Source organism: Collinsella aerofaciens, assembly GCF_015555045.1.
Classification (GTDB): Bacteria; Actinomycetota; Coriobacteriia; order Coriobacteriales; family Coriobacteriaceae; genus Collinsella; species Collinsella aerofaciens_W.
The window spans coordinates 1-13,102 of record NZ_JADNJQ010000013.1; the positions used below are offsets into that span (position 1 = coordinate 1).

Consider the following 13,102-nt stretch of genomic DNA (forward strand, 5'->3'; position numbering starts at 1 on the left):
GCGCCTATGGCACTTCAACATCATTGTCGCAGCCCCGACCCGCGGTCACGAGCGGGGGCTCCTATCTTTTTAGTGCCCTCGGATTGGGTCATAGTGTCTGGCGATGCCAAAACATCGGCGTTTTTGTTGTCGGGACGGCAGTTAGTAGTCGTCGAGTAGTCATTGGTGCTCAGCGGCAGTCCCCATTGCACCAAGTGGCGTGTGCCGTTAAGCGGAGAGGCGTATTGTTGACCCATCGTTTGGGCATACAATGGCTATTGGTTTGCTGCGGTGAAGGCCTGTCCGCTCCGCAGCTTTTTTCTACGGTTAAAGGAGTATGTATGTCCGTTGAGGTCATGAGGTCTGTGATCGATGCTGCCGAGGGGCGCGTGCCCGTCGACACGCTGTTTACCAATGCACAGATTGTCGACGTGTATGGCCAGCGCGTGGCGCCCGGTAGCGTTGCCGTCAAGGACGGTGTGATCGTCGGCGTGCTCTACGATGGTCGCGACGATGCCGCTGGCACCTATGAGACAACTGAGGTCATCGACTGCCAGGGTCGCTATCTCGCTCCCGGTTTTATTGACGGGCATCTGCATATCGAGTCTTCGAACATCCGTCCCGCCGAGTATGCTCGCATGGCCGCGACGCGCGGTACTACCACCGCCATTGCCGACAGCCACGAGATTGCCAATGTTGCCGGTCTCGACGGCTTGCGCTTTATGATCGAGGATGGTCGCCGCGCGCCCATCTCCATCAAGTACATGATGCCTTCGTGCGTGCCCGCGCTGCCCGACGAGCAGGCCGGTGCCGTTATTTCGGCTGCCGATATGCAGGCGTTTTTTGCCGAGCATCCAGGCGATGTCTTTGGTCTGGGCGAAATGATGAACCTGCCGGGCGTCTTTATGGCCGACCCCGAGACCTGTGCTCGCATCGATGCTGCCAACCAGACGCCGTCCAAGCAGGTTGACGGCCACGCGCCGCTCGTTGCCGGTAAGGACCTCAATGCCTATGCCGCAGCGGGCATTATCGCCGACCACGAGTCGACGATTCCCGAGGAGGCACTCGACAAGCTATCTCGCGGCATGTATGTGATGCTGCGTGAAGGTACGTGCAGCCATGACCTGGCCAATCTATCGCCGATGCTGCTGGAGAATCCCGCGCGCGCCCGCCGCTGCTGCTTTGCGACCGACGACCGCGCTCCCTCCGATGCGCTTTCGACCGGCATGATCGACAACGCCTGCCGCGTGGCCATCGAGGCCGGCGTCGACCCGGTGGTCGCTATCTCCATGGCGTCCCTTTCCACGGCTGAGGCATTTGGCCTGGACCACGGCTGCCGCGACCCGCACGAGCTCCGCGGCGCAATCGCCCCGGGCAAACGCGCCGATCTGCTGCTGCTCGATGACCTGACGTTTGCCACGGCTCCGCATCGTGTTTATGCCGCCGGTGCCCTGGTGGCGCAGGATGGCACCTTTGTGGGCGAGATTGCACCCGAGATGGCCGAGGTTGCAGCCCTTGCCGATGAGCTGCGCGCCTCCGTTAAGCTGCCGAAGCTTTCGCTCGACGTATTCGACTATGCCTTTAAGCCGGGCGAGGCCGTGATTGACGTGGTACCGGGTAAGGCCATCACGGGCGTGGCTCGCCCCGAGAGTGCCGAGGGTCTGCGCCGCATTATGCTGATCGAGCGTCACGGCCGCGGCGTGTCGCTGCAGGCCGAGGGCGCCGATGGCGACGGCCCCGCTGGCCTGGGCCTGGTCGGCAAGCATATCGGTCGCGGCTGGGTGCGCGGTTTCACCATCACCGGTGGTGCCATTGCCTCCACGATCGGCCACGACTCGCACAACGTGTGCGTGGTGGGCGACAATGCGGCGGATATGATGGCTGCCGTTGAGGCCGTGGGCCAGGGCGGCCACGTGCTGGTGCGCAACGGCGAGGTCGTGGCGCGCATTCCGCTGGCGCTCGGTGGCCTTATGAGCGAGGGCACGGCCGAGGACGTTGCCGCGCAGCACGACGACTTTATGATCAAGGCGCGCGCCATGGGTATTGAGCCGCCGCTCGACCCCATCATGGGCATTATCTTCCTGCCCCTGCCGGTCATCCCGACGCTCCGCATCCGCCCCGAGGGCATGTTCGACGTTACAACCTTCACCTATGCCGACTAGTCATCGGGGACGTTCTTAAACGACTAGTCGTCGGGGACACTCTTTGGCGGGCTGCCTGACGCCGCGACCGTAGGACCTCTGGCATGTGTGAGCTATTTGCCAGGTCCTTGAAACGTTTGCGCCCGCGGAGTCTTATTTGAGCTCCCTTTGGGTACGTTGGAATCGGATACACGTTCGATTCCAACAAGCCCGAAGGGAGCTTTTCTATGTTTAAACTGATTGCATCCGATATGGACGGCACACTGCTTGACGAAAACGGCCAGGTGCCTCCCGAGACCTACGAATTGATTCTGGCGCTACACGAGCATGGCGTGCATTTCGCCGCATCGTCAGGTCGTCGCTACGATCGCCTGTGTGAGTTCTTTGCGCCCGTTCGCGACAAGATGGACTTTGTTGCCGCTAACGGCGCCCAAGTCTACGCCGACGGTAAGATGGTAGACCGTGAGGTGTATTCGCACCTGGCGATTCGAAGGCTCGCCCAAGCCGTCAGGACGTTTCCCAATCTGCATCTTGCGCTCTTTGACCGAACCAAGTCCTTCTTGCTCGATGACGAGTGCAAGTTCGTGCGTGAGGTCGATAAGGACCTTCCCAATGCCGAGCGCATTTGGGAGCTGCCCGATCCCAGCGTAAATATCATCAAGGCGAGTATCTTTTGCGATGACTGTGCCGTTATGGACAGTGCCTACGTACTGCAGCGCGAGCTTGGCCAGCTTTTTACCTTTGCGCCTTCTGGAAACGCATGGATCGATGCCATGCAGCCTGGTGTGTCGAAGGCCTCGGGAATCGAGCAGCTCATGGAGCACTATGGCGTCGAACGCGACGAGGTCATGGCGTTTGGCGACTCGATGAACGACTACGAGATCATTCGCTTTGTCGGCACGGGCTGCGCGATGGAAAATGCGCGCCCCGCGCTCAAGGCGGTGGCCGATCGCGTCGTAGGCTGCAACCGCGACCACGCCGTTCAGCATGAGCTCCGTCGCGTGCTGGAGAGTCTCTCCTAATCCGGCAGATGGGGACGTTCCTTTTCTGCCGACAGTGGGGGGACAGTCCTTGCAGCTTTTTGCGAAGAGTGTCCCCAGTGACTAGTCGTTTAAGAATGTCCCCAATGATTGATCAATGACTAGGCGAGGGCGGCCATGATGGTGCGGGCGACGCCGTCGTGGTCGTTGTCGTATTCGGTGATGGCGTCGGCGGCCTCGCGATCTTCGGGCTCGGCGTTGATCATGGCCATGCCGTGGCCCGCTGCCTGTAGCATGGGGATGTCGTTGATGTTGTCGCCGAACGCCCAGGCGTCGGCGAGACGCTCGCCCAGGTGCTCGCATAACCACGTGAGGGCCGTCCCCTTGGTGGCGCCCTCACCCATGACCTCGATATTCATGGCGTACGAACGCGTGACCTCAATGCCTCCGAGCGTGTCGAGCTCTGCTGCGATGGCGTCGCGATCGGCCGGGTCGTGCCAGTACATGGCGATGCGTTCGAGCGTCTCGACCTCGTCGATCTTGCTGTCGATATCCATGTCGATCGGTGTTCGTGTGCGCTTGAGCGAAGCCGCGATGTGGGGGTCGCCGCCACAGAACTCATCCAGACGCCCGTATAACGAGCGGGGGAGGAAGCACTGCCCATCCGCGAAGATATCGAAGGTCACATCGTGGCCGGCGGCAATGCGATGGATGCGGTGGGCAATACCACGGTCGAGCGGACGGCTCAAGATGCACGTGGCGCGCGAGGCGTCGGTGGGCGTATCCTCGTCGAGCTGCCAGACGCTGGCGCCGTTGGCGCAGACCGCGTAGTGTACGGCGGGGTGGGCGAGGATGGGCTCAAAGATGCCTGACAGCGGGCGCCCCGTGCAGGGCACAAACTCAATCCCACGTCGAGCGAGTTCGTCGAGCATTGCCCAGGTGGCGTCGCTCATCTGCTTATCACTCGTCAGCAGCGTTCCGTCCATATCGGAAAACACAATCATTTGATGCAGCCCTTTCTACTGGCATAAAAAGCGTGGCCGAAGGCGGCGATGCCCTGGCCACGCTCGAGTTCTATAACGGTCCGCGTCCTAGCGGTCGGCGAGTGGCTTGTACTCCAGCGGCTCGATCACCGGGCGGTAGGCGGGGCGGATGATGCGGTGCGCACAGAAGAGCTCTTCCATGCGGTGCGCCGACCAGCCGGCCATGCGGGCGACGGCGAATAGCGGCGTAAAGAGCGTCTCGGGCACGCCGAGCATCTTGTAGATAAAGCCCGTGTACAGGTCGATGTTGGCGCAGATGGGCTTGGTCATGCCGTGGTCGCGCATGACCTGGGGTGCCAGGCGCTCGATACGCTCGATGAGTGCGAACTCTTCGCCCAAGTCCTTCTTGGCTGCCAGTGAGCGCGCGTAACGGCGGCAGACCTCGGCGCGCGGGTCGCTGAGCGTATAGACGGCGTGGCCCATGCCGTAGATGAGGCCCGTGCCGTCGAAGGCCTGCTTGTCGAGGATCTTGCCCAGGTAGGCCGCGACCTCGTCCTCGTCCTCCCAGTTGGAGACATGCGCGCGGATGTCCTCGTGCATAGACACGACCTTGGCATTGGCGCCGCCGTGGCGCGGGCCCTTGAGCGAGCCGATAGCCGCGGCGTAGGCGGAATACGGGTCGGTGGCCGAAGACGACAGCACGCGGCAAGCGAAGGTGGAGTTGTTGCCGCCGCCGTGCTCGGCATGCAGCATGAGCATAACGTCGAGCAGCATCGCCTCATCGCGGGTGAACGCCATGCCGCCGCGCAGGACCTGTAGGATGGTCTCGGCGGTGGAGAGGCCGGGCGTGGGGTGCGGCACGTGAACCTCGGAGCCGCGAAGCTTGGCGACCGAGGCCATGTGTGCGAAGGCGGCGATGCGCGGGAGACGTGCGAGCATGGAAATGGCGACGTCGATTTCGTGCTCGGGCGTGATCACGTCTGGTTCGGCATCGAAGGCGTAGAGCAGCAGCACGGCGCGCTGGAGCACGTTCATGATGCTCGACGACACCGTGGTCATAGGGAACTCTTTGACGTACTCGTCGCTCAGATGTCTAAAGGCGCCCAGGCGCTCGCAAAAGCCGTCGAGCTCTTCCTTGTTGGGCAGCGAACCCGTGATAAGCAGATAGGCGACTTCCTCGTAGCCGTAGCGATTCTCGGCCTGGGCATTGTTGACCAGGTCTTCGATGCTGTAGCCGCGAAGCGTGAGCTTGCCCTGATCGGGCACGACCTTTCCGTCGACCTTGTTGTAGCCGTGCACATCCGAGATGCGAGTGAGGCCCGCGACCACGCCCGAGCCGTCGGCATTGCGCAGGCCGCGCTTGACATTGTGCTCAACAAACAGGCCCTCGTCATAAGGGTCGGTCGGCAGGCCGTGGTAGAGGCTTTCGCTCTCAGGCGAAATCTGGCGGCTTGCTTCGTAATCCAGAACCAGGCGGCTCAAGTGGTCGTCGAAGCGGTAATAGATTTTCTTGGCGTCGTAGGCCATGCGCGCTCCTCTCCGGGCCGCATCGGGGTGACTTGCATGGGCATGCGCGCGTCAGGCTATCCCCAGCGGCTTGCTCGCTACAGGCGGTACATAAAGTTGAAGACGTCCTCGCGCTGGATGGACACGTTGACGCCCGAAAGCTCGCCGGCCTCGGCCAGCGCCTTCTGCAGCTCGGCGAAGTCGAGCTTGGACTCGGCGGTATCGGCCAGCATGGTCATGGTGAAGATGTCCTCGATAATGGACTGCGTGATGTCGCGGATGTCGACGTTGGCCTCGCCCAGAACGCGGGTGACGCCGGCGACGATGCCGGGGCGGTTCTTGCCAAGGACGGTGATGACGATACGGGAGGACGAGATCTCGGCCATGGGAAACCCTTTCGCGTGATTGCGGCGCGCGCGGGGCGCTCCGCTACGGTACAGTGTTCATCATTGTACCTGTCTGGCGCCAAAAGGGGTGTGCTTGCTGCGGCGTTACACGTCTGCAACATGGATGAAGGTTCGATGGGGTGCGTGCTCGCTGAGGTTGGGCATATCGCATTGCACAAAGACCGTGAACCTTTTGTGAGACGTGCGGTGCCGTGGTAACATAACTAAGTTTGTTGTCTTGGTCGGAAACCAAGACGCCTTATGCGCTGATCGGTAACCAGCGCCTGACTAATAAGGAGTCCTACCATGAAGCAGGGTATCCATCCCCAGTATGTCGAGTGCACGGTGACGTGCTCCTGCGGCAACACCTTCAAGACGCACGCTACCGTGTCCGAGATGAAGGTCGAGCTTTGCAACGAGTGCCACCCGTTCTACACCGGCCAGCAGAAGTTCGTCGACACCGGTGGACGCGTCCAGCGCTTCGCCGACAAGTTCGGTGGCGCCGCTGCCGCCCAGCTCAAGAAGGCTGAGGAGGCCAAGGCTGCCAAGGCCGCCAAGGCTGCTGAGGCCGAGGCCGCTCGCAAGGCCGCCGCTGAGGCTAAGGCTGCCGAGAAGGCTAAGCGTGCTGCTAAGTTCGCCGAGGAGGCTGCCAAGCAGGCCGCCGAGGCTCCCGCAGAGGCTCCCGTCGAGGAGGCCGCTGCTGAGGCCGAGACCACCGAGGCTGCTGAGTAAATAGCTCGCCGCGGAATCGCTCGCATTCATGGCATAAGGGCCGTGCATCCGTTTGGGTGCGCGGCCCTTTTCTTTTTATTGGTGCAAACCAACCTGACCCCGCGGCACCAAGTTGGTGCATGGGGGTCAGGTTTCTTTGCACCAAATGGCAGGGGATACGTCGTTTGCCCAGATAAAACCTGCCAAAATAAACCTGTCCCTTTTTGGCAGGTTGGTCGTAGTTATTACGTGGCGGTCGAGGTCGACCGCATAGGCTGCGCCCCGTTTGGCTAAAGTACAATTATCTGTGTTTAACTCGCCCGAGGCTGCATGGCGCGGGCGATGGCCAAAAAGGAAAACCACATGGGATTCATGTCAAAGCTGCTGTCCTTTGGATCCGATAAGGACCTTAAGCGCTACTACAAGATCGTCGATCAGATCAACGGTCTTGAGCCCCAGTTTGAGAAGATGACCGAGGAAGAGCTCCGCGCCCAGACCGATAAGTTCCGTGAGCGTTACGCCAACGGCGAGTCGCTCGACGATATGCTCCCCGAGGCTTTTGCCACCGTGCGTGAGGCTTCCAAGCGCATCACGGGCATGCGTCACTTTGACGTGCAGCTCATTGGCGCCATGGCACTGCACGAGGGGCATATCGCCGAGATGAAGACCGGCGAGGGCAAGACCCTTGTCTCCACCTTGGCCGGCTACCTCAACGCTATCGCCGGCAAGGGCGTGCATGTCGTTACCGTCAACGATTACCTGGCAAAGCGCGACTCCGAGTGGATGGGCCGCATCTACAAGTACCTGGGAATGACCGTCGGTCTGCTCCAGAACAACATGCCGCTCGAGCTCAAGCGTCCGGCCTACCAGGCAGACGTCACCTACGGCACCAACTCCGAGTTCGGTTTCGACTACCTGCGCGACAACATGGTCACCCGCCCCGAGCAGCGCGTACAGCGCGGCCACCATTACGCCATCGTCGACGAGGTCGACTCCATCCTGATCGATGAGGCCCGCACCCCGCTGATCATCTCGGGCGCTGGCACCAAGTCCGCCAGTACCTACAAGGACTTCGCGCGTGCCGTGCGTGGCCTTGAGCGCGGCGAGGACGTGTCGCACGACATGCTCACCGCCACCGAGGACGTGGAGCCCACGGGTGACTACGTCATGGACGAGGCCAAGCACACCATCGCCGCCACCGAGCGCGGTCTTAAGAAGATCGAGCGCCGCCTGGGTATCGAGGACATCTACGCCGATCTCTCCGGCCAGCTTGTCAACCACCTGCAGCAGGCGCTGAAGGCCCAGTACATGTTCCACCGCGACAAGCAGTACGTGGTCACCAACGGCGAGGTCAAGATCGTCGACGAGTTCACCGGCCGCATTATGGAAGGCCGCCGTTACTCCGAGGGCCTGCACCAGGCCATCGAGGCCAAAGAGGGCGTGCTCGTGCGCGAGGAGAATCAGACGCTGGCCACCATCACCCTGCAGAACTACTTCCGTCTGTATGACAAGCTCTCCGGCATGACCGGTACGGCACTTACCGAGGATGCCGAGTTCCGCGAGATCTACAAGCTGCCCGTCGAGGTCATCCCCTCCAACAAGCCTGTGCAGCGCGTGGACCACGAGGACCTGGTGTACCGCACCATCCAGGCCAAGTACAATGCCGTCGCCGACGATGTCGAGCAGCGTCACGCCAAGGGCCAGCCGGTCCTGGTGGGCACCGTCTCCATCGAGAGCTCCGAGAAGCTGTCCGCCGCCCTTACCAAGCGCGGCATCGCGCACGAGGTCCTCAACGCTAAGCATCACGAGCGCGAGGCCCACATCGTTGCCCAGGCCGGACGCTACGGCGCCGTGACCATCGCCACCAACATGGCCGGTCGTGGTACCGACATCCTGCTGGGCGGCAACCCCGACGAGCTGGTGCGCGAGCGCCTGGAGTACGAGGGCCTGACCATGGAGGACGTGACGCCCGAGCAGCTCGAGCAGTTTAACGCCGAAGCCAAGGAGACCTGCAAGGCCGAGCGCGAGCGCGTGCTTGCCGCCGGCGGCCTGACCGTTATCGGCACCGAGCGCCATGAGTCCCGCCGCATCGACAACCAGCTGCGTGGCCGTTCCGGCCGTCAGGGCGATCCGGGCGAGACCCAGTTCTACCTGTCGCTCGAGGACGACCTCATGCGCCTGTTCGGTGGCGACAAGATGGACCGCGTCTCCAAGATGATGGTTACGGCCGACATGGGCGACGACATGCCCATCCAGCACAAGATCATCTCCAAGGCCGTCGAGAGCGCCCAGCACAAGGTCGAGAGCATCAACTTCTCCATGCGTAAGAGCGTCCTTGAGTACGACGACGTCATGAACAAGCAGCGCCAGGTCATCTACGCCGAGCGCAATAAGATTCTGGACGGCAAGGATCTGACCGACCACATCACCGAGGTCATGCACGATACCGTGTACCGCTGCGTGCAGGAGTTCTGCACCAAGGACAGTCACGATGGTGAGCGCGACCTGGAGGGCCTGCGCAAGTGGGTTGTGGAGCTCACCGGCCACATCGATACGCCGAAGTTCCCCGACGAGGATTATGAGGCCCTGGCTGCCGATGTCCTGGCTTACGTAGAGAAGTGCTACAACATGAAGGCCGAGCGCTTGGGCGAGGACCTGATGCGCGAGCTCAACACCCAGGTTATGCTGCGCGTCATCGATACCCGCTGGATGAACTACCTGCAGGAGATGGACTACCTCAAGACCGGCATCGGCCTGCGCGGCTTTGGCCAGCGCGACCCGCTGGTCGAGTACAAGACCGAGGCCTACGGCGCGTTCCAGATGCTCGTCGACACCATGTACGAGGATTACCTGCGCACGGTTCTGCGCATCGAGATCAAGGCTGCCCCGCGTGCCGTGGAGCACAAGGAGGAGCCCGCGCTCGAGGGTGCGCACTTCTCCGGTCCCGCCGAGGTCGATGGCGACAACGGCGACTCGGTGCTGCGCAAGCAGGCGCAGGTGCAGGCCCGCACGGCTGTCCAAGGCGGACCGGCTGCCGTCAACAACGGTGGCAAGGTGACCACCTATCGCAAGTCCGAGAGCGACGATCCGTACGTCAACGTGGGCCGCAACGACCCGTGCCCCTGCGGTAGCGGCAAGAAGTTTAAGTACTGCCACGGCAGGAATCGTTAATGGCTGAGGCTTTAGAGGTAACGCCCGCCGAGCTGGACGCGTTTGCGGACCGGCTCGGCGAGGTCGAGTCGTATCTCCATTTGGACGAAAAGCGCACGCGCGTGACTGAGCTCGAGGCTAAAAGCGTGGCCCCCGGCTTTTGGGATGATGCCGACGCTGCCCGTGCCACCATGGAGGAGATCGCGCGCACCAAGGAAGATATCGCTGCCGTGGACACCGCGCGCGGCGAGCTTTCCGATGCCCGCGCCGCGCTGGAGCTTGCCGAGGAGATGGGGGATGACCCCGACGCCGTCGCCCTTCGCGAGGAGGCTACAGCCACGGCTGAGCGCCTTGCCCGTGCCATCGACGAGCTTGAGCTTTCGAGCTGGTTTACCGGTGAGTTCGATCACGGCGATGCCATTGTGACCATCAAGCCCGGACAGGGTGGTCTGGAGGCCCAGGACTGGACCTTCATGCTCTTTAAGATGTACATGAAGTACTGCCAGCGTCGCGGCTGGAAGGTCACCATCAACGACTGTCCCGCGGCCGAGGTCATCGGCATCGACCGCGCTACCTTTACCGTCGAGGGCAAGGACGCATTCGGCATGCTGCGCGCCGAGGCCGGCGTCCACCGCTTGGTGCGCATTAGCCCCACCGACGACAAGAAGCGCCGCCAGACCACGTTTGCCGGCGTCGAGGTCATCCCCGTGCTACCCGATGATATCGACATCGAGATCAGCCCCGATGACATCCGCGTGGACGTGTACCACGCGAGCGGCCCGGGCGGTCAGGGCGTCAACACCACCGACTCCGCCGTGCGCGTGACGCATTTTCCCAGCGGCATTGTGGTCACCTGCCAAAACGAGCGCAGCCAGATCCAGAACAAGGCCGCGTGCATGCAGATCCTCAAGGCTCGCCTGTACGAGATTGAGCTCGAGAAGCGCGCCGAGGCGCTCGATGAGATCCGCGGGCCCAAGACCACGATCGGGTTTGGTAACCAGATTCGCAGCTACGTGCTCTACCCGTATCAGATGGTCAAGGACCTGCGTACGGGCGTGGAGACCAGCAACGTCGAGGCCGTTCTTGACGATGGCGACCTGGACCCGTTTGTTATTGGCTACCATCGCTGGGCCACCGGCAACGCTGACGCGGAGACCCCATCTGCATAAACCGCCCGGTTTATGTGGAAATGGATTAAAACCCTCCGAGCAGGGTGGTTTTGTATCCAAAACAAACCCTGCGCAGGGGTGGTTTTTGTCCGGCGAATCGGTAGAATCGAATACAAGAAGAAGTTCAAAGCGCATCCGTTTGGGTGCGCTTTTTTGAGGGAGGCAGCATGGCATATCGTCTGGACATCAAGCGCATTCTTTCGATGAACTTCTTTCACGATCTGCCCCAGATCATGTTGGGGTGTGCCTTGGCCGCCATCGCGACCGACCTGTTTTTGATTCCCAACGGCCTTGCTGCCGGTGGCGTTACGGGCCTTGCCACCATTATCCAGGCGGTCGGTGCATCGCGCGGCCTATCGCTTCCCGTTGGTATTCAGACGATCGTGATGAACGCCTTGCTGCTGCTGGTCGTTATGCGCGAGGGCGGCATGTTCTACGTGGTGCAGACCGCGACGGGCTTTGTGCTGCTGGGCTTCTTTACCGATCTGTTCGCCCCGTTTGTAGCACCTCTGGCGGATGCGGACCTGATGCTTCCCGCTATGTGGGGCGGTATTATTACGGGCATCGGTTACGGCATGGTGTTGCGCGCCGGCGCCAACACCGGCGGCTCGGACACGATTGGCCAAATCATCTCGCGTAACACCTCGCTGCCGGTGGGCTCGACCGTCATGGCAATCGATGTTGCCGTATGCGCGCTGTCGGCTCCGGTCTTTTCAATCGAAAACGCACTATATGCAGGCCTTTCGATGGTCATTAGCGGCTACGTGATCGATGCCGTGGTCGATGGTGGCAACAAGCGCCGTATGGTACTCATCATTTCGGACAAGTTCCCTGATATCGCTGCCGATATCATGTATGGCCTGGGTCGTGGTTGTACCAAGTTTAAGGCGACTGGCATGTATTCGGGTGCCGAGAAGCCAGTGATTATGGTCATCGTGAGCCGTCGAGAGCTCAATACCCTCAAGACCATCGTGCGCGAGCGCGATCCTCACGCCATTGTGACGGTCGCTGACGTTACGGAAGCCTTCGGCGAGGGATTCAAGGACATTAGCGCGTAGGGTCGACCGCGTTCCATCCAAAAGACGTTCACATTGATAAACCGTTTCATCAGCGGTTCTGCCTGCTAAATTGTTCAAATAATGATAAAAACTCTGGTAAAGCCATCAGTTTCCAGCATAATGAATGACGTACGTGCATTGCGGCTGTGTTGGGATTACCTTCGGTGCCGTGCGCATTTTGTCTAATGAGGATGAAAGGAAGGCACAATGAGCGACGAAGAGCTCAAAAAGGTTGCCAACGAGGTAAGGAAGGGCATCGTCACCGGCGTGCACGCTGCCAAGTCCGGCCATCCGGGCGGTTCGCTCGGCGCTGCCGACATCATGACCTATCTGTACTTTGAGGAAATGAACGTCGACCCGGCCGATCCCCGCAAGGCCGACCGCGATCGTTTTGTGCTCTCCAAGGGCCATTGCGCTCCGGGCCTGTACGCCGTGCTCGCCGAGCGTGGGTTCTTCCCCAAGGAGGACCTCGAGACGCTGCGCCATATCGGCAGCCACCTGCAGGGCCACCCCAACATGAACGACACCCCGGGCGTCGACATGTCCACCGGCTCGCTCGGCCAGGGCATTTCCGCCGCCGTGGGCATGGCCGTTGCCGCCAAGCACTGGGGCGATACTTATCGCACGTACGCCCTGCTGGGCGATGGCGAGAGTGAGGAGGGCCAGGTCTGGGAGGCCGCCATGTTTGCCGGCAACCAGCAGCTCGACAACCTCTGCGTGATCGTCGACCACAACGGCCTGCAGATCGACGGTCCCGTCGAGGAGGTCAACGACCCCATGCCGCTCGCCGACAAGTTCCGCGCCTTCAAGTTCCATGTGGTGGAGCTCGCCGACGGCAACGACTTCGACCAGATCCGCGCCGCCTTTGCCGAGGCTCGCGCCACCAAGGGGCAGCCGACCGCCATTATCGCCGAGACCATGAAGGGCAAGGGCGTTTCCTTTATGGAGAACCAGGTTGGTTGGCACGGCAAGGCCCCCAACGATGAACAGTTTGAGCAGGCCATGGCAGAGCTCACGGCCGCCGGAGAGGAGCTCTAGG

The 13,102-nt window shown here is 61.5% G+C and carries 10 protein-coding genes; 7 read left to right on the forward strand and 3 right to left on the reverse strand.

Going from position 1 to position 13,102, the window contains the following annotated elements:
• Nucleotides 1-320 precede the first annotated feature (320 nt).
• Both I2E45_RS05750 and I2E45_RS05755 read left to right on the forward strand, forming a co-directional pair.
• The gene (locus I2E45_RS05750) at nucleotides 321-2,141 is read left to right on the forward strand and encodes an adenine deaminase (RefSeq protein WP_195444900.1); all 1,821 of its coding nucleotides are present in this window, start codon (nucleotides 321-323) and stop codon (nucleotides 2,139-2,141) included.
• 206 nt (nucleotides 2,142-2,347) lie between these two features.
• Nucleotides 2,348-3,142 (forward strand): Cof-type HAD-IIB family hydrolase, encoded by a 795-nt coding sequence (locus I2E45_RS05755; RefSeq protein ID WP_195444904.1) that lies wholly within the window; start codon nucleotides 2,348-2,350, stop codon nucleotides 3,140-3,142.
• A gap of 119 nt (nucleotides 3,143-3,261) precedes the next feature.
• Here the strand turns inward: I2E45_RS05755 and I2E45_RS05760 are convergent, their stop codons facing one another.
• The 3 genes from I2E45_RS05760 to I2E45_RS05770 form a co-directional block, all read right to left on the reverse strand.
• Nucleotides 3,262-4,104: a Cof-type HAD-IIB family hydrolase gene (locus I2E45_RS05760; protein ID WP_195444906.1), complete on the reverse strand. Its 843-nt coding sequence runs from the start codon at nucleotides 4,102-4,104 to the stop codon at nucleotides 3,262-3,264.
• A gap of 87 nt (nucleotides 4,105-4,191) precedes the next feature.
• Nucleotides 4,192-5,610, reverse strand: a complete 1,419-nt coding sequence (locus tag I2E45_RS05765; protein ID WP_195444908.1) for a citrate synthase — start codon at nucleotides 5,608-5,610, stop codon at nucleotides 4,192-4,194.
• Nucleotides 5,611-5,687: 77 nt separating this feature from the next.
• Complete coding sequence (locus I2E45_RS05770; protein ID WP_006235289.1) at nucleotides 5,688-5,975, reverse strand: ACT domain-containing protein; 288 nt, start codon at nucleotides 5,973-5,975, stop codon at nucleotides 5,688-5,690.
• 306 nt (nucleotides 5,976-6,281) lie between these two features.
• On the opposite strand from I2E45_RS05770, the gene rpmE reads away from it, so the two are divergent.
• The 5 genes from rpmE (at nucleotide 6,282) to I2E45_RS05795 (ending at nucleotide 13,101) form a co-directional block, all read left to right on the forward strand.
• Nucleotides 6,282-6,707, forward strand: coding sequence for a 50S ribosomal protein L31 (gene rpmE, locus I2E45_RS05775; RefSeq protein WP_006235303.1), 426 nt, complete (start codon nucleotides 6,282-6,284; stop codon nucleotides 6,705-6,707).
• Nucleotides 6,708-7,049: 342 nt separating this feature from the next.
• A complete protein-coding gene (gene secA / locus I2E45_RS05780; protein ID WP_195444910.1) occupies nucleotides 7,050-9,857 on the forward strand; it encodes a preprotein translocase subunit SecA in 2,808 nt (935 codons plus the stop codon).
• On the forward strand, nucleotides 9,857-11,005 hold the full coding sequence (prfB, locus tag I2E45_RS05785) for a peptide chain release factor 2 (RefSeq protein ID WP_117817199.1): 1,149 nt from the start codon (nucleotides 9,857-9,859) through the stop codon (nucleotides 11,003-11,005). The genes secA and prfB overlap by 1 nt, the downstream gene beginning before the upstream one ends.
• A gap of 167 nt (nucleotides 11,006-11,172) precedes the next feature.
• Nucleotides 11,173-12,063 (forward strand): YitT family protein, encoded by an 891-nt coding sequence (locus tag I2E45_RS05790; protein WP_035137417.1) that lies wholly within the window; start codon nucleotides 11,173-11,175, stop codon nucleotides 12,061-12,063.
• 207 nt (nucleotides 12,064-12,270) lie between these two features.
• Nucleotides 12,271-13,101, forward strand: a complete 831-nt coding sequence (locus I2E45_RS05795; protein WP_006235308.1) for a transketolase — start codon at nucleotides 12,271-12,273, stop codon at nucleotides 13,099-13,101.
• Nucleotide 13,102 lies beyond the last annotated feature (1 nt).